This window comes from uncultured Turicimonas sp., from assembly GCF_902477955.1.
Lineage (GTDB): Bacteria > Pseudomonadota > Gammaproteobacteria > Burkholderiales > Burkholderiaceae_F > Turicimonas.
The window spans coordinates 1-17,734 of the sequence record NZ_CABSJB010000024.1 but is presented as its reverse complement, the minus strand read 5'-3'; the positions used below and the strand labels follow the sequence as shown (position 1 = coordinate 17,734).

Annotated in this window: 14 protein-coding genes; 7 read left to right on the top strand and 7 right to left on the bottom strand. The window is 44.4% G+C overall.

All coding sequences use genetic code 11. The features are described from left to right. Positions 1 to 61 precede the first annotated feature (61 nt). The gene (locus RDK53_RS07980; protein ID WP_308514088.1) at positions 62 to 1,960 is read right to left on the bottom strand and encodes a flavocytochrome c; all 1,899 of its coding nucleotides are present in this window, start codon (positions 1,958 to 1,960) and stop codon (positions 62 to 64) included. A 107-nt stretch (positions 1,961 to 2,067) separates the two neighbouring features. Here RDK53_RS07980 and RDK53_RS07975 point away from each other — a divergent pair, with 107 nt between their 5' ends. Beyond that, the gene (locus RDK53_RS07975) at positions 2,068 to 3,021 is read left to right on the top strand and encodes a LysR family transcriptional regulator (protein ID WP_308514087.1); all 954 of its coding nucleotides are present in this window, start codon (positions 2,068 to 2,070) and stop codon (positions 3,019 to 3,021) included. A gap of 63 nt (positions 3,022 to 3,084) precedes the next feature. Here the strand turns inward: RDK53_RS07975 and RDK53_RS07970 are convergent, their stop codons facing one another. The 3 genes from RDK53_RS07970 to rtcR all read right to left on the bottom strand — a co-directional run bounded on the left by RDK53_RS07970 (position 3,085) and on the right by rtcR (position 6,624). Then, complete coding sequence (locus RDK53_RS07970) at positions 3,085 to 4,263, bottom strand: C45 family peptidase (protein ID WP_308514086.1); 1,179 nt, start codon at positions 4,261 to 4,263, stop codon at positions 3,085 to 3,087. A 189-nt stretch (positions 4,264 to 4,452) separates the two neighbouring features. Beyond that, complete coding sequence (locus RDK53_RS07965) at positions 4,453 to 4,905, bottom strand: GNAT family N-acetyltransferase (protein WP_308514085.1); 453 nt, start codon at positions 4,903 to 4,905, stop codon at positions 4,453 to 4,455. 135 nt (positions 4,906 to 5,040) lie between these two features. Beyond that, complete coding sequence (rtcR, locus tag RDK53_RS07960) at positions 5,041 to 6,624, bottom strand: RNA repair transcriptional activator RtcR (protein ID WP_308514084.1); 1,584 nt, start codon at positions 6,622 to 6,624, stop codon at positions 5,041 to 5,043. 165 nt (positions 6,625 to 6,789) lie between these two features. On the opposite strand from rtcR, the gene rtcA reads away from it, so the two are divergent. After that, complete coding sequence (gene rtcA, locus RDK53_RS07955; RefSeq protein ID WP_308514083.1) at positions 6,790 to 7,833, top strand: RNA 3'-terminal phosphate cyclase; 1,044 nt, start codon at positions 6,790 to 6,792, stop codon at positions 7,831 to 7,833. Between the two features lie 3 nt (positions 7,834 to 7,836). Then, on the top strand, positions 7,837 to 9,321 hold the full coding sequence (locus RDK53_RS07950) for an RtcB family protein (RefSeq protein WP_308514082.1): 1,485 nt from the start codon (positions 7,837 to 7,839) through the stop codon (positions 9,319 to 9,321). An 897-nt stretch (positions 9,322 to 10,218) separates the two neighbouring features. On the opposite strand, the gene RDK53_RS07945 is transcribed toward RDK53_RS07950, so the two are convergent. The 3 genes from RDK53_RS07945 to RDK53_RS07935 form a co-directional block, all read right to left on the bottom strand. After that, complete coding sequence (locus RDK53_RS07945; RefSeq protein WP_308514081.1) at positions 10,219 to 11,271, bottom strand: type II asparaginase; 1,053 nt, start codon at positions 11,269 to 11,271, stop codon at positions 10,219 to 10,221. A gap of 174 nt (positions 11,272 to 11,445) precedes the next feature. After that, positions 11,446 to 12,063, bottom strand: coding sequence for a LysE/ArgO family amino acid transporter (locus RDK53_RS07940; protein WP_308514080.1), 618 nt, complete (start codon positions 12,061 to 12,063; stop codon positions 11,446 to 11,448). A 309-nt stretch (positions 12,064 to 12,372) separates the two neighbouring features. Next, positions 12,373 to 13,440, bottom strand: coding sequence for a porin (locus RDK53_RS07935; protein ID WP_308514079.1), 1,068 nt, complete (start codon positions 13,438 to 13,440; stop codon positions 12,373 to 12,375). 408 nt (positions 13,441 to 13,848) lie between these two features. On the opposite strand from RDK53_RS07935, the gene RDK53_RS07930 reads away from it, so the two are divergent. The 4 genes from RDK53_RS07930 (at position 13,849) to yihA (ending at position 17,423) form a co-directional block, all read left to right on the top strand. Next, the gene (locus RDK53_RS07930; protein WP_308514078.1) at positions 13,849 to 14,433 is read left to right on the top strand and encodes a rubrerythrin family protein; all 585 of its coding nucleotides are present in this window, start codon (positions 13,849 to 13,851) and stop codon (positions 14,431 to 14,433) included. Positions 14,434 to 14,579: 146 nt separating this feature from the next. Continuing rightward, positions 14,580 to 15,620 carry a GMP reductase gene (locus tag RDK53_RS07925; RefSeq protein WP_066594972.1) on the top strand — a complete coding sequence of 347 codons (1,041 nt, stop codon included), beginning with the start codon at positions 14,580 to 14,582 and terminating at the stop codon, positions 15,618 to 15,620. A gap of 21 nt (positions 15,621 to 15,641) precedes the next feature. Further along, positions 15,642 to 16,769 carry a polyphosphate kinase 2 gene (gene ppk2, locus RDK53_RS07920; RefSeq protein ID WP_308514077.1) on the top strand — a complete coding sequence of 376 codons (1,128 nt, stop codon included), beginning with the start codon at positions 15,642 to 15,644 and terminating at the stop codon, positions 16,767 to 16,769. Positions 16,770 to 16,781: 12 nt separating this feature from the next. Further along, the gene (gene yihA / locus RDK53_RS07915) at positions 16,782 to 17,423 is read left to right on the top strand and encodes a ribosome biogenesis GTP-binding protein YihA/YsxC (protein WP_308514076.1); all 642 of its coding nucleotides are present in this window, start codon (positions 16,782 to 16,784) and stop codon (positions 17,421 to 17,423) included. The last annotated feature ends 311 nt before the right edge of the window (positions 17,424 to 17,734 follow it).

Below are 17,734 nucleotides of genomic sequence, written 5' to 3'. Positions count from 1 at the left end.
AGCCACTGCGGCCTCTACAAACAAACAGACTGCGCCAAGGAAGCGCAGTCTGTTACAAGGATTACTTGCCTACTTCTCTGCCGGCAATGGTTCCGTAAATGAGTGCATCAGGAACGGCATTGCATCCAACTCTATTAGTACCATGAATGCCGCCTGTGATTTCACCTGCAGCAAACAAACCAGGAATTGGTTTCCCGGCCTTATTCAAGACTCGAGTGTCCTTATCGATTGTCAAACCACCCATCGTATGATGAACCGAAGGCGTCATGAGAGAGGCATAGTAGGGACCGCCCGGAAGTTTATTTCCATCTTCGCAGCTCATGCGGCCGAACTCATCTCCTTTCTGTGTCTTACAGAACTCATTCCATTTTTCAACAGTGCGCTTGAGATTTGTCGGATCCATTCCGACTTTCTTAGCAAGCTCTTCTAAGGTATCGGCTTTAAATGCTTTCTTTTGTTTTAAAAGATCAGAAATTAGGATTCCATAGGGGCCTCTGCCTTCTTTATCTTTTAGCAATGTCTGTTCAGTGCCGATGATGTAGAAGATATGATCCGGTTGGGCAAGAGCAGCCTTTGCCAGAACATCGCGTCTTCCTTGTTCGTTCACGAAACGATTGCCAAGTTTGTTGACGTAAATATTGGTTGATTCAACGATCTTGTGATTGGTCGAACCAGTTGCGGGATCAGTTGTCGGGAGAAGCTGGATATAACCCATGTCTTTTACGCCAGCTCCTACTTTCAAGGCCATATTGATGCCGTCACCGGTGATAGCCGGCATATTTGTGGTTTTAACTTTTTCGTCCAGCTTTTTATCCCAGAGCTCATCATATTCGTTACGCATCTTCACGTTGGCACCAAAACCGCCGGAGGCTAAGATGACTCCTTTGGATGCAAGAATCGTGTAAGTCTTACCATCTGGACCTTTGGCTTTCACACCGATTACTTTGCCGTCCTTGGTAATAAGACTTTCCGCTGGGGTGCTCATCATAAAGGCAACAGGTAATTTTTCGGCTTTGATGAGGTCCAAGTATGTGTCGATATAGCCCACGCCAGATTTGTAATTGCTTGCTCGGTGAGATCTCGGCCAGAGAGCCCCAACGAATTGTGTTGGTTTCTTCTGCCAAATGATTCCCATTTTTGCAAGGGTTCCTTGGATTTCCGGAGCTTCTTTAGTTAAACGATAAACAAGTTCTAGGTTTGCTTTGTAATCGCCAGCTTTCCAGCTTTGAAGAGCATGAAGTTCCGGAGTATCAAAAAGGCTTTCGGAACCTGACTTCTTATAATCGGCCCACTGTTGTTTGACTTGTGCAATGAGATCTTCCTGGAGCTTGTTTTGCGGTTTTTCAGCAAGAAGTTTTTCAATCGACTCTCTTTGACCGTCAGTCATCTTGATATCTTTTTGACCTTCTGGATCTGCTGCGTTAAAACAGCCGCCAGACACGGAGGTGTTGCCGCCCGCAAAGTGAGCTTTCTCTAGAACAATAACGTTTAATCCTCTTTGTGCAGCTGCGACAGCGGCTGATAATCCTGCTCCGCCAGCCCCAACTACAATCACATCAGTTTTCTCTTCAATATTGCCTGTTACTTTTTGTGGCTGTGGCACCATCTTGGAGAAATCTTTTGGATTAAGCCCAGCCTGCTTCAAACAGTCTTGGACTGCGGCCTTGATTGCGAAGGTCGTTAAGGTGGCCCCAGAAACATTATTTACGTTGGTAGATTGATTTTTAACGATGTCGGCAGGAACTTTTGCTTTGGGGAGGTCTGCAACAGGATGAGTTTCACTCCAACTGAGAACCTTTACGTCCTCAATCTTATTGTTAGCTATTTTGACTTGGATCGTCACATCACCATTGCGGCCTAAGGTAGTTGCAGTGTATGTACCGTCTTTTGCCATTGAAGCTTCTTGAGCGCAGAATGCGGCCGCTACTAGGGCAGCAAGGACTGAAAATTTGAATTTCATAACTCTGTTCTCCTTGGAATGATTTTCACATAATCACGATAAGTGAAAATCCTGATAAGAACTAGTTAGAATTTCTGAAGTAGTTCTCAAAAATTAAGAAATAGCAGATGATCCCAAAAGAGAGCCTTTTAGCATGGAAAGTATTTCAAAAGACGTCGCAAACTCTGAATATCTCGCGAACGGCGATAGAGCTTGATCTAGATTTGAAAACTGCTTCACGGATCCTTAAAGAACTCGAAAAAAATTTAGACTTTTCATTGTTTGATCGTTCCTCGCGGCCATTTCGAATGACGCAAGAAGCTGAGCAAATTCTTCCTTGTGTTCATCAGCTTCTGAAAAGTGAGGACAAACTGTCATTAAAGCTCCAGGAGGTAGCTTCGAAACCCATAGACATCCGTTTGTCTTTACCGGTAAACATGACGCGAGAAGATCTTTTTCCTGTCATGGCAAAGTATCGGGAGCTTCATCCCAAATTCAATGTTCGTTTTCTTAATGATTGCGATCATCAACATTTGCTGGATGGAGAAACAGATATTGTTATGCTCCCATACAGACCTGAAAACGCCGACGGAAATCTCGTGCTGTTTGATGCCGGTTTTAGTTTCAACATGTTGTTGGCTAGTCCGGAGTATGTTGAGCGGAACGGTAGTCCTTCCTGCGTAGAGGACTTAAAGAATCACGTCTTGATTTTGCGCGACAGCCGAATATATCCAACGACCAGAACTTTAGAACATGCAGGTAAGTGCGTTTCATTGACTTCTGATTTTAAGCTTGTGTATCTTGGAGACGCTTTTTCTTGCAGAAGTGCTGCGCTTCTGGGACATGGAATTGCGGTGGACTTGTCGGTCGCCTATTGCAGCGACGATATAAAGGACGGCAGGCTCATTCCTCTGCTTCCGGGATGGCATCGGCCACGATGGGATATGACAATTGCCATTAGAAAAGAGGACGCTGAGAATAAGCCTTTGTACGAATTTGCCTCCTGGTTTGCAAACACTCAAAAGAAGGCTTATCCAAAGCGGTGGGGCCCGATTTTTGAAAAATATGGTGTGACACCATAAACCTCCTTTGAAGTTAAGTTGGTATGCCTGACTTCTAAAGGAGGTCTTCAAAAAGATCAAATATCAGATAGAAAACTTCGATACTTTTCCTTCGCACGGGTAGCCGTTGGAGATCAGTAAAGTTTTTGAATTCAAATCCATGACCATAGAATAAATCGTACACGCACGAAGGCCGGAATCTCTTACGTCCTCGTGATAACAGAGTGATTCCGGGAAGAATTCATGTGAAGTCAAAAGACTGTATATCGCATTAAGACCATCGGCTTTGCCAAGTTTTTTGATTTTCCGGCGAACAGTATTCAGGCGAGTGTAGGTTGAAAGCGGTCCGGCTTTGCCTTTGTCATGAGGAGCGATCAGCGGAGAGAGGAAATGATTTGTGTGAGCCAATGGTTCCTCTTCTGCCATCAGAACGTCAAACTCATTCGGGGAATACTCTACAGCCATTACAAGGTCCTCAGCCGAACCAATCGTTAAAGTAGCAGAACCGGCTCTCGGAACGTGGGCAATGCAATCTAACGCTTCCGTCGGCAAAGTAGTGTTGAGAATGTTGCGCATGATTAGGTGAAGAGGTACACCTTCTTTTCCGCTGCCGATGCTCACGGCATTAAGGCACAATCCGATGCCGCAGGAGTTAAGACCTTTGCCGCCAATCAACCCAGCTTCTGCCACCATCAGAATATCGGGAGCTTTCTCCTGACGAATTTTAAGGATGCATGTATTTTCTCGCGCCGGCATGAACCAGTCCCAAGTTTGGCCGAGCAAGACGCTTCCGCCGGTGGTTTGTTCTTTCAGAAAGGCCACCGCCGTACAGCCGTCTGAAGCGGCAAACATGATTTCACTGCGGCAGTTAAGAGTAAGGATTTCTTCAAACGGTAAATCTGCACCGCTTGCGACGCCTTTCATTTCTTCAATAGCACCTGGGCAGAATTTTTCGATATACGGAAGGAATTTCTTAGACGTTGCCATTGCTTTCTCCCATGAAATATTGGAGAAAGTTTTGAAAATCATTTTGTAGAAAACGATATTTCTTCGGACAGCTTCTTTGACCGCCATTCCGTATGCCTTTCCTCGTTCGAAAGGTGTACCGGAAAGTTCGATGACCGGATATTGGCAAGGAACCACTTGAAGAGGCTGAACAGCAGGCGCTTGTGGAAGAGTAACTGCCGCAAAAACATTTGAAGTCAACAAAGAGGCAGCACTTGCACCAAGTACTGTTAAGGCCTTTCTTCTGGTTACAGACATTTCTTCTCCTTCTAGATTGAGACAAGTCAGGTTATCAAAACCGACGATACTTTGGAGTCCTTCAAATTAGAAAAAAGCGATTCGGACAGGTGTTGTCCAAGGCCTTAATCTTTTCCTGGAGAGACCCTGTTGTGGGGGATCCCGAGTAAGTCTTCAGAATCCTTTGCAGTTCTCTGTCCGGCCAATATGCTAGTGATTAAGCAAAGATCGCTCCAAGAGAATCATGTCCTTCAATACAACGTTTCCTTCTACGATAGGATGGTCGTAGTTGTCGGTGAAGAAATTCGGAATTACGCCCGTTTCTCGGAATCCGCACGAATGATAGAAGGGAAGAGTCAAATGACTGGCACCGGTTCCCACGCGCAGGCGCGAGTAATTCTTATATCTTTCGGCAATGAATTCGATCATGGTTTTGCCATATCCTTTGCGTTGAAAATTCGGTACTACGGCAAGGTTTTTAATTTCCAAGGTTCCGTCTCCAACGTCGGCAACGACGCAGACAGCCTTTACACCATTGTCATCCAGAGTCCACAGTTCACCGTTTTCCAAATAACGGTCAATCATATCCTCTTGTTCGTCTGCAAGGAGAAGAAGCTCGAGGAATCTTTTCTTATTTTCTTGTATGAGTCGAAATATAGCCATTCCGGTAATTCAGTGTTTTAAAGTGCTTGTTCGTATTCTTTCTATTTTGTTCGGAATCCAACAACCTTTGTGCCAAGAGAGCTGCAAAGGTTTGCGGTCAGCAAAGGAAGAAATTATTGTTTTTTCGGAAGACCATTACGAATGGAAGTCTTTCCAGCAGAGACCAAACTTGGCGAGATATTTGCGCAGACGATCTGAATCATTGCTGGACTTCTTTTCGAGGATGGAGTTTGAAAAGAGTTTCCTGCTGGCATCAGCAAGACTTTTAGATGTTTTGCAGACTTCAATAACTTTCTCTAATTGGCAGCGATCGAAAAGATCTAATTTGTCCCATGTCTCACCAATGATTTCAGAGGAAGATGTGGCAGGAGACTGAACTTTCTCGTCAGGATGCCACCGATGGACAAGCCTTTTCCATTCCGAGTCGACAGTTTCTTCCGTGATTCTTCCTCCATCTGAGAGTGTTGCCATTCTTATTACGGCTCCGGACAAATCTCGAAAGTTGGATTTCCATAAAGCTTGATCACACAGAGATAACTGAAGAAACTTCTCTCTGGCTTCTTTGTTGAAACTGAATTGTGTGCCGGTATTGATAGAAACTTGCTGAAGTTCATAATCAAGGTTTGGTTCAATATCCTCCGGCCGCTCTTTGAGAGAAGGTATTTTGAAAGACCACAATTGGATTCTGGCTAGAAGATCTTCTCTAAACTTTCCTTCTTTCACCATTGCAGAGAGATTCTTATTCGTACCGCAGATTAGCTGGAAATCGCTTTGGCTTTCGACATCAGAACCGAGAGGATAAAAGCGTTTTTCTTCAAGAGCACGCAGCAGCATGGCCTGTTCATCAAGGCCGAGTTCTCCTATCTCATCCAGGAACAAAAGTCCGTCGTCAGCTGCTTTGAGAAGACCCTCTCTGTGATTGACTGCGCCGGTAAAAGCACCTTTAACGTGGCCGAAGAGAGCCGACATACAGGCGTCACCTCTCAAAGTAGCGCAGTTAAGTTCGACGAAGCTGCCGCTAACCATTCTTTGCTGTTTTTTCCAGTCGTATATGAGGCGAGCCATCTTGGTCTTTCCGACACCGGTATCGCCGGTCAAAAGAATCGGCGACTTGGATTTGACGCTAACGGTGGCCAGCTCTCTGATCATCGTGTTGAAGACCGGGTTCTTTGTTTCAATACCGGACTTTAAGAAGTGCACTCCTTCTTTCTGTTCTTGATGGAAACGCTCTGCAATCATGTCGTATTTGGAGAGGTCCAAATCAATGATTGTGTAAGTACCGGTTGGATCTCCGTACTTTTGCATTTGAGTTTGCAAAATTTTCCCCGGAATGTGACGTGATTCGGTTAGAAGAAAGAGACAGATTTGGATGACATGAGTACCGGTAGTAATGTGGACCAAGTATTCTTCGTTATCGGTATCGAATTTGTAGGTCTTTAGAAAGTCGAAGATACCGCTATACACGGTTTGAAAGTCCCAAGGATCTCGGAGCCTGATTTGATGAGTATTGAATTCTGTTTCCGGAGAAACTTGAAGAAAGTCTTCACGAACTGAAGAGGCGAGTTTTTGGTAGGGGACGTCATAAAAAAGCTCGTACCTGGCCACCATAAGGTCTTCTTGCTGGCCTAAAGATACTGTCGGACGCCATTTAGACCATTTTGCTCTTCCGGGCTGATCAAGATTTGTCCCGAGAAAACCGAAAACAACCGTTTTTTTCATTTTTATCGCTATAAAAATTTATAGAAAAATATTTTAAAGTATAAATTTTTATCTTCAAGTTCAACGAAAAGATAAGTCATAATTTTATAACTACATGAATTTAAATAAGAATGAAAAGTTGGCATGACTTTTGCTATAAGAAAGGATGAGACTTAAGAGGGGAAAATGAAAACGCTAAAAATAGACGGAAGCATGGGACACGGAGGAGGACAAATTTTGCGCTCTTCTCTTGCTCTTTCCTGTATCTTGGGCATTCCTTTTGAAATGACTGACATCCGTAAAGGACGGCCGCAGCCGGGACTTAGAAAGCAGCACTTATGCGGCGTAAAGGCTTGTGCAGAAATTTGCGGCGCTAAGGTTGAAGGAGCTGAATTGGGGTCGGATGCGTTGAGCTTCACTCCTAAAAAGATCAAAAGCGGTTCCTATCATTTTGCAGTTGGAAGCGGCGGCAGCGCAACGCTGGTTCTACAAAGTGTCCTTTTACCATTAGCCGTCCAGAAACTGCCTTCTCAAGTGATCGTCGATGGCGGAACTTATTGTCCGCAGGCACCTACAGGAGAGTTCTTTGCTGAAAGTTTAGTCACACGAATGAACCGGATGGGATATTCAATCGAGGCGAATATCGAGAAGTTTGGTTTTTATAAAGCAGGCGGAGGACAAATCAGTGTGGCATGCAATTCTCCGAAACAGTTTAGACCGGTTAATTGGGTGAGAAGAGAAAAACAGCGAAAATGCACCGTTCAGCTGATAACGAGTCATTTCCCGGAAAAAACAACGCTCAAGATCCGCAAGCTGATAACTAAAGAATTCGAGAAGATGAAATGTGCGGTTCCGTACGAAATGGAGATTATTGAGAAGTCAACAATAGAAGAACCTGGTGCAGCCGTTATCGTAAGAACTGGATCTGCCGAATATCCTCTCATATTCAGTGATATTGCAGCCTACGGATACAGCTCAGAGGCTCTAGCTAACAACCTCGGAAAGCAGTTGCGGAAATTTTTTGCCGCGGAAGTACCGGTAGAAGCACATTTAGCCGATCAACTGATTCTTCCCCTAGGTTTTGCCGCAGGCGGGAAATTCTTAACGTCGGATCTTACGGAACACTTGGAAAGCTGCTGTCAGACGTTTGAATTGTTTACCGGGAAGAAAGTTGGATTGGAAAAGGACCGCAAAGAATTGCTTGTTGAAGTGCCAAAAATACAAGGATAAAAAATGCTTAAAAGAAAAGAGTTAGATGAGACTCCAATTTTTAAAACAGAAGAGCTGAGAAACGCTTTTTATGAAGCACTGCACAATGCCTATCGAGAAGGCAAGTCGGACGTTGAGCTCAAAAAGGCGTTAAAGCAATTAGCCTCAGCGTTAAAGCCGACAAAGGTTCTTAGCGGCGATCTCAAGGAGATTTTCGCAGTTGCTGCTGAGAAACTAGAACAATCCAGAGCCAACAGAATTAACTTTTGCGAGAGAAAAGAGAAGGCTCCTTGGAAACTTTGGGGCACGGAAAAAGTGGAAGCAAAGGCTTTGGAACAAATGGATGACGCCGTTAGTCTGCCGATTTCTGTGGGAGGGGCCTTGATGCCGGATGCACATCAAGGCTATGGATTGCCGATCGGCGGAGTACTGGCAACAAAAGGCGCTGTCATTCCTTATGCAGTAGGTGTAGATATTGCGTGCCGCATGAGAATATCGATTTTGGACGTTCCTTATGAAGAGTTCGAACGAGATAGAAGAAAATTCGGCGAGGTCCTTTTGCGTGAGACTCGTTTCGGAGTCGGAATCGCCTTTGATCCAGGAATGAGAGTCCATGAGGTTATGGAAGATCCCCTGTGGAAGAAACCGGGCGTTTTAAAAGAGAATTTCCAGAAAGCCAGATCTCAACTAGGAACCAGCGGTCACGGGAACCACTTTGTTGAATTCGGCAAACTTACGGTTGAAGCCGATATTGACGAACCAACACTGAAAATAAAAGCGGGCACTTACACAGCTTTGCTTTCTCATTCGGGCAGCCGAGGACTTGGTCAGCATGTCGCTAATTTTTATTCCGAACTTGCGGCATTTTTGCATCCGGAATTGCCAGAAAACTTGAAACGACTCTCTTGGTTGGAGTTAGATTCACAGGAAGGAAAAGACTACTGGGAGGCGATGGAACTTTGCGGGCGATACGCAGCGGCCAATCACGAATTGATTCACAAGCATGTTATTGCCGGCCTTGGATGCGGCGTTCGCGGATACGTTGAAAACCATCACAATTTTGCTTGGAAGGAAGAGTTCAACGGAGAAGAGGTGATTGTTCACAGGAAAGGAGCGACTCCGGCGGGAGAAGGAAAACTGGGAGTGGTGCCAGGTTCGATGGGAACGCCGGGATTCATCGTCAGAGGCAAAGGCAATCCGGAATCTTTTAACTCCTGTTCTCATGGTGCAGGCCGAGTTATGAGCCGTGCCGCAGCATATAGAAATCTCAAAAGAGAGGATATGAAGAATTTTCTTCGCGCAAGAGAGGTGACGCTGATTGGCGGTACTTTGGACGAGTCTCCTGAGGTGTACAAGGACATTAATAAAGTGATAGCAGGCCAGACTGACTTGGTAGATGTTCTGGCAAAGTTTGAGCCGAAGGTCGTCAGAATGGCGGAAGAAAAGGCTCAATGGACTCAAAGGCGCAATAAAAAGAAAGCAGCAGGTGAGGCGGAAGTGTGTATGTAGGCTGATTCCTCAAATGATTTGTTTTGAACTCCGGGATCGAGGTGTCTCGGAGGTGGTGATTTGGGTGGTGATTAATTATTTTTTGGGACAAGGTGAAAATTATTTTTAGAGACAGTTGGGGGTATTTTTAGGCGGCAAAATTTTTTATTGGGAGAGTGGAAGATCTCCAAAACTTAACGTACTTGATTGATAGATTAAGTTTTTCCAAGAACTGGGACGTAAGATAGATGCACTGGGAAAGAAGGCGTCTGTCGGGATGGAAGAAAAAAGACAGCATGTGATTGATGCATATAAAAAGCGCCTAGGTCTTGCAAAAATGAAGATCTGAAGAGCAGAAGAAAACTGTCCATAAAAAATGCCATCGTAAATGGTGGTGATTTTGCGGAAATTTTTGTCATGGCGAGAAGAGAGCTGCTGACCAGAAAAAGTGTTAACTATGTGAGTTTTGTCAGCGGCTTTTCTTCTGCCATTAAAGCGGAATGAATCTTTAACGGTCTGGATTTACGTGGAAACGCTATCTTATTGATTTTGCTGATATGTGTAGGTCCACATCAAACTTTTCTAAAATTAATTTTAGAAAAGTCTAGACTTTTCCAAAATAAGTTTTAGAAAAGTTTAGTTTGTTTCGCTCATCAAGCCTTGATTAATGGTTCTTTTGTTCTGTATGAGTGGCTTTAAGTTGTTCTGCTTCTTTGATAACAACGCTGACGGGTGAGTGTTTTGCCACTCTATGGTGCATCTTCTCCGGACTTAACAGTCCAGATGGAAGGATTCATGAAAAGAAAAACCGGCAGATCATTTCAAGGAATTTTCTGCCGGTCTTTTGATTGTTCTCTTACTCTAATTGACTACCGCGAATTCGGAGTCGAAAGCAAGATTCCTTTGGCTAAAGCCAAATTAGTATTCATCAAACATACGTTGAATTTCTTTAGGATCGCTGGTCTTTGTCAGAGCCAATTGCAAAAGTAAGCGAGCCTTTTGAGGATTCAAAGTATCGGATTCCAAGAATCCAGCATCTTTCCACTTAGCAAGAGAAACTGTTGTTGGGCCGTTTGGAACCCGAGCGCTTCTAACAACAACGACGCCGTTTTTGACAGCATCCTTCAAACCTGCTTCTGTCGGATCAGCAATGGAGCCATTTCCTGTTCCAGCATGAATGATGCCTTTGGCACCGGCTTTAACAGCAGCATCTGCCATTACGCGGTCAGCATCAACGTGGGAATAAATGATGTCTACGCGCGGCAAAGTTTCCAAGTTGGAAACGTCAAATTCGCTGTTGGTGGTGTGACGTTTGGTGGACTGCTTGTAGAAGCGGACTTTTCCGGCACCGATGTAGCCCAGAGCACCGAGTTCAGGAGACTTGAAGGTTGCAACGTTAGTTGTATTAGTCTTAGTAACGTCTCTGGCACCGTTGATGACGTCGTTCATAACAATCATGACGCCTTTGCCTTTAGCTTCCGGAGAAGTGGCAACCTTAACGGCATTCAAAAGATTCATTGGGCCGTCTGCTGAGATTGCAGTAGCCGGTCTCATAGCGCCAACCAGAACAACCGGTTTGTCGCTCTTGGTTAGAAGGTTAAGGAAGTAGGCTGTTTCTTCTAATGTATCGGTGCCGTGTGTGATGACGATGCCGGATACAGAAGGATCTTTAAGGAGTTCGTTGACACGTTTAGCAAGCTTCAACAATGTCGGTGTGTTCATGTTGTTGGAGGAAATCTTAACGATTTGTTCTCCGGTCACATTAGCAATATCTTTGACTGCTGGGACAGCGTCAATCAAAGTTTGAATAGCCAAATCTCCGGCTTTGTAGCCGGTTACCTGTGTGGCGGAAGCGGCTGTGCCGGCAATAGTACCGCCAGTGGCAAGAATTTTTACATTCGGGAGGTCAGCTGCGAATGCAAAAGAAGCGGAGCAAACAGCAAGAGCTGCGATTATTGATTTAATTTTCATGTAGTAGTTCTCCTTGTATTGGGATCGTAATCCCGATACAGATCCTAGCTCACTACTTAGAAAATGGGAAGGTTTTTCAAAGTAAAGGACTCTAGTTTTCAGGGTAAGTGCGGTCATGAAGGAAACGGGAATATCAAAAAATAAAAATCGAGGTAAAAGCAAAAGTCTCGGTCTTTATTGTCCTAACATCAACGTTCCTGCGATGAAAAACATAACGACGGCAATTAACAGGTCCAAAACTTTCCAAGCGATTGGACGCCGGAAAATTGGTCTGAGCAGTCTTGCTCCGTATCCAAGACTATAGAACCAAAGAAAACTTCCCAAACAGGCTCCCATGCTGAAGAAATATTTGCCGGGGTCACCGTAGGCAGATGCAATGCTGCCGAGCAAAATCATGGTGTCAAGGTAAACATGAGGATTGAGGAACGTGAAGCCTAAACAGGTAAGAAGAACCTTGGAGAGACTAGGCAACGAAACAGTATTTCCTGCGACTAAGGAGCCGGAAGACTTAAAAAAACTCTTCAAGGACAGCAGACCGTAAATAAACAGGAATGCCGCGCCGCCATAGCGGAAAATGTCGAGGAAGATAGGGAACTTTTGAACAATGGCGCCGATACCGAAAACACCGCACCAAATCAGCAGGAAATCGCCTAGAAAACAGATTGTGCACACCGGAAAGACGTATTTCTTGTGCAGTCCGATTTTCAACACATAAGCGTTTTGTGCACCAATAGCAATGATCAATGACAAACCGGTCAACAGACCTGAAATCAATACTGAGAAATCAAGCATGGCACAACAAAGAAAAATAAAAGCTAAAAACGACAAAAATATATGTTTTTCAGAAGATTCCCAGTGAGATTATTGTCTTTAACGACGGATCATCGTCTCTTGTTGGAAAGCGACTGATATTGAATATTATGTTAAAAAATTCTTCTCTCTGAATGGAGGAAGACTTTTAGAGAAGAAGGTTTGGAGCAGAGTGCTTTGAATGTCAAATAATTAAGACTAAATACTATGAAAGAAAAATACGACCTATATGTCCTTTCTCTGATAGAGACTATACAGGTCGTCATCGAAATTAAAAGGATTCAAAACTCATTAGAAGTCATGAACCATGCCGAAGGCAATCTGGTATCCATTTAGGTTAGTCGTTTTCAAGCTGGTTCCCTTCCCCCAGCCTTTGCCTCCGTCAACATATCCCGCGAATCCATAAACTTTTGTTCGCTTAGAAAATGGATACTCATAGCCAGCACCGATATTCCAGAGATTTGCTTTTTTCTCTTTTTGGATAAGGGAAGCTTTTCCGTCCACCTTTCTCGTGATGTATTTGAAGCCTAATTTTGCGGTACCCGCGCCGATTTTAATTTGGGTTCCGACTTGGGCGGTATGCTGTTTGTATCGATCCTCTCCCCATTGATATTGATAAATTGCCATTGGACGAATTTGTCCGATTTGCCAATATCCTCCAATAGTCAGGTGATAGAGCGGATTGTGCTTAATACCAGTTTCATTTTTGTAGTCCATAGCTTCAAAGATAACGCTCCCGCTAGCTTCTTTGCTTCGGTAGAGAGCTCCTAAGCCATAATAGTGATTGTTTTTTGACCACTTGTTTTCGGAGTCGTCCGTGTTAGTGCCATTTGAATACATTGCATGGAGGGAGACGTTTCCAAAAGACGGTGTACTGTATGCAACCGCATTGTCTACACGGCTAAAATGAAGAGAGGTAGTTCCAGAGGCCCATCCGCTGGCACCATGGGTGACACCGAATACTGCGCCTCTCAAGATGCCCGTGGATTGGGCGAATCCCAGAGTTCCTAAACGGCCAAATGTTACACGTCCAAAACTGCCGTCGAGATAGAGAGAGGATTCTCTATTGAAAGCTTGATTGGTTCCTCCTTCTGCTCCGTCATCGATAGTAAATCCCTGTTCCAGAATAAAGCCGACTTTATAACCGTTGCCGAGATCTTCAACTCCTTTTATGCCCCATCGAGATCCAGCTGTAAAACCAGACTTAAGTTGGACAGCAGCAGCCCCATGACGAGTTTTGCCAGTTAACACGCTTGCATCAATTTTTCCATACATATCTACTTGGGAAGCTTGTGCACCAAAAGAAGTGATTAAGCCGGTACAAAATAAAGCAACGGCGACGGACCTAAATTTCAACATTTTTTTCCTTGGACGTAAATGAACATAGATAGTTAGAAGACGGGATTGTCTTCATTAAACTCAGCTGAAATTTTTATATCTTCGAAGAATCCTGTCCTCAGTTTGCTTTGTTTTTCTTTGGGTGTTTTGTTGAGTTCAAAAAACTTTTAGAAATGCTTAGCTAACTCCGAGAAGGTGTTTTTTATTCTATATATGTAACTTCTTAATACAAAAGCGAAGTTCGCAAAGGTTCTTTGTCATTTGATCAAAAGCTTCATCTAAGTAGTTTTGTTAAATCGGGGAAAAACTTGGCGGGAGGAACCTACTTATTTTGGTGGTGATTTGTTCAGATAGGGAAAACACGGTCTTATCATGGACAGACCAAACGGCGAAATACCCGCGTTGTTTAAGTATTTGAGGAGTGAAAAAATGGCTGATGTAAAAAGCATCAAGGGAACTCAGACAGAAAAAAATTTGGCTATCTCATATTTGAATGAAGCCCAGTCCTATGCTCGTTATACATACTATGCAAATCAGGCAAACAAAGAACTGTATTTCCCAATCGGCGTAGTCTTTAACGTTACGGCTGCTAATGAACTTCGCCACGGAAAAATCTTTTTAGGTTTCTTGCAGGGCGGCTCTGTTATGGCACCTACACCGGTGGATGCTCTTCCTCCAAGCGGAACTATTGAAAATCTGAAGATTTCTATTTCCGAAGAACAGAATGAAGGCGTAGACGCTTACATCAAGTATGCACAGATCGCAGAACAGGAAGGATTTACCGACATCGCCTCTAAGTTCAGAGCCATTGCACAAATTGAACAGGAACATTTGAACCGCTTCCGTCGTCTGCTCCAGCAGGTTGAAACCGGCACAGTTTGGAAGAGAGACAAACCAATTCTTTGGCAATGCTTAGTTTGCGGCTACCAAGTCGAAGCTTTGGAACCTCCAAAAGTCTGCCCGGCTTGCTCACACCCATATCAACACTACATGGCAACAGATATTCTTCTGTAATTTTGAAAGTTAGTTAAGAGGTGAAAAGGATCGTCTATCGGCGGTCCTTTCTTTTTGACACTCTTTTTAGGCGTTTTCATATGACAAACCAGCATTTATATGAAAGAATCCAGCAAAGTGTCTGCTAAATAACGGAGAACTTGTAAATGCATATTGATAATGAAATCAAGCTAGACTTCAAAGATGTATTGATCAGACCTAAGAGATCGACACTTTCCAGCCGCTCTAGCGTTGACCTAGTCAGACCTTTTAAATTCCTTCATTCAAAAACAGAATACGCAGGTATTCCAATCATTGCTGCCAACATGGATACGACCGGAACTTTTTCCATGGCCGAAGCCTTAGGCAAACATCAATTGTCCGTAGCTCTTCATAAACACTATGACGCTAAGGACTATGTTGAATTTTTCAGCAAACTTACCAACAAGAGCACTGCTTTCTACTCTTTAGGTATCGGTTCAGCCGATATGAAGAAGTTTGAAGAAGTGATGAAGGCTGCTCCCGATGCAATTAAATATGTCTGCATCGACGTTGCTAACGGTTATACGGAAACTTTTGTTTCCTTTGTCAGCTCCTTCAGAAAGAGCTTCCCGAACATGGTCATTATGGCCGGTAACGTCGTTACAGGAGATATGACCGAAGAATTGCTCTTAGCCGGTGCTGATATCGTTAAGGTCGGTATCGGCCCAGGTTCTGTCTGCACAACCAGAAAGATGACAGGCGTTGGCTATCCTCAGCTGTCAGCTACGATTGAGTGCGCAGACGCAGCTCATGGCCTAGGCGGACTGATTTGTGCTGACGGCGGGTGCACAAGACCGGGCGACATTGCAAAAGCATTCGGTGCCGGCGCAGACTTTGTTATGCTCGGCGGTATGTTTGCCGGCCACGATGAAAGCGGCGGTGAAGTTTTAGAGAAAGACGGCAAGAAATACAGAGCTTTCTACGGCATGAGCAGTAAATCTGCTATGGATAAGTATGCCGGCGGAGTCGCTCACTACCGCGCCGCAGAAGGCAAGACAGTTCTTCTTGAAGACAGAGGCCCTGTCGAAGGAACTATTCAAGACATTCTCGGTGGCGTTCGCTCTGCGTGTACTTATGTCGGTGCAAGACGTCTGAAAGAGCTTACAAAGAGAACTACGTTCGTTCGTGTAACTCAGCAGCTCAACGAAGTTTTCGGGAAGTCATAAAACTCAATTTTGGAGAAGACAGTGACGGAACAATTGAAGCAAGAGGAACAAACCGGTTTAGAAGAGCTGGACACTAAGCTTTTTGATCTCAGTTCACTCGAGCCGGCTTCGAAGTATCTGAAGACTGCTGTCAAAGCGTTAAACGGAAAATCCCCCGAGGAAGTGACGGAGATTGTTCTTTCCCATTTAACGGCTGACGGGAAGCAGCGTCTCCTAGAAGACTTAGTCGCTGATAAAGTCTTAAAGGAAGACAAGAAAGCCTCTCCAACCGAAGAAATGGATGAAAGAAATCCTGACACGTCTCCTTCGGCCTATCCGTACATTCATGGCTACAATCCGGACCTTTACAAGAAGCAGCTCTATCAGCTTCAGATTGAATTGCTGAAACTGCAGAAGTGGGTTAAGGAAAATAACAAGAAAGTTCTGATTCTTTTTGAAGGCCGAGACGCCGCCGGAAAGGGAGGAACCATTCTTCGTTTTACCGAGAGCCTGAATCCCCGCGGAGCCAGAGTTGTGGCTCTGCCGAAACCTACGCCGGAACAGCAAGGTCAATGGTACTTCCAACGCTATTCGTCTCAACTGCCTTCTCCGGGCGAACTCGTTTTCTTTGACAGATCTTGGTACAACCGTGCCGTAGTAGAGCCGGTCATGGGTTTCTGTACGGAAGAGCAAACAAAGCAGTTTTTGCAGGAAGTTCCTTATTTCGAAAAGAGCATTATCAACAGCGGGACGATTCTGATTAAGTTCTGGCTTTCTGTTTCCAGAAAAGAACAAAAGAGAAGATTTAAGCAGCGCCGCACGGATCCGCTGAAGAGGTGGAAACTTTCTCCTGTTGATTTGGCTTCATTAGACAAGTGGGATGAGTACAGCGAAGCTATTCATAATATGTTCGTAGCGAGCGATAATTTCTATGCCCCTTGGCTGGTTATCCGCAGCGACGACAAGATGAGAGCACGTCTCAATGCCATCCGCTATGTATTGAAGACCATAGACTATGCTGAAAAAGATCCTAAGGCGGTTGGACAAATCGATCCGTTAATCTTGTATCCTGCCGGTTCTTGCCTTGGCGAAACTAACGACAAGCTTGATATGCCAAGAGAGGATAAGAAGGAAAAGTCCGAAAAGCACAAGGACAAAAAGAAAAAATAAAGAAGGACAAAGATGAGTTCATTATTTGATTCTGCAAAATTTGTGATGTCCGTAGCCGACATTGAAGGTTTGCCGGACTCTGAACTTCCGGAGATTGCTTTTGCGGGCCGTTCAAACGCAGGGAAATCTACCTCGATCAACTGTATTTGCCGCCAGTCTCGTTTGGCATTTTCCTCAAAGACTCCGGGCCGTACTCAGCTTTTGAATTTCTTTGAGCTCTCTGTAAAAGGAGAGAAGCCTAGAGAAAGAATTCCAAAGGGCTATTTGGTTGATTTACCGGGATATGGCTTTGCTAAGGCTGCCCCTGAAACCAGAAAGACTTGGGAAAACTTAGTCGGCGGCTATGTTGTCGGAAGAGAGCAGCTCAAAGGCATTGTCATCGTGATGGATGCCAGAAGACCTTTTATGCCGGCTGATGAATTTTTGCTCGACTTTCTGCTCCCTCGAGAGGATCTGGCGATTCATTTTCTTTTGAACAAGTCCGATCAGCTCAAAACGACTGAGAAGAGAGCCGCCATGGAGATGGCGCGCAAGAGAGCGGCCGAGCTTGGCGGCAATATCACTTATCAGCTGTTTTCCGGCCTCAAGAAGGAAGGGATTCAGGAACTGCAGGATGTGTTAACCGGTTGGCTTGGCTTGCCGAAAGGATCCTAAAGATATTTTTCAGTAATTTGGAAGCGGGTTCGATGCCCGCTTTCGTTTTGAGAGTGTTGAATGGAATTCTTATCCGAAGGAATTTCTTCTAAAGCTTTTAAGCATTTAGCATTTCTAATGCGAGCTTTCTATTTTTCTTTCATCGGGCGTTTGCTCTAAAGGAAAGGATCTGCTTTTAACTCGAAGATAGGCTTGCACTCTCTAATAAGGGTTAAAAACTAGCCCCGAAATTGTTGTGTAATCTTGTACAAACAAGGATAATACCCACCTTTTCAGATGAAGCGTCTAGATTTTTCTCTCCTGTCGGTAGG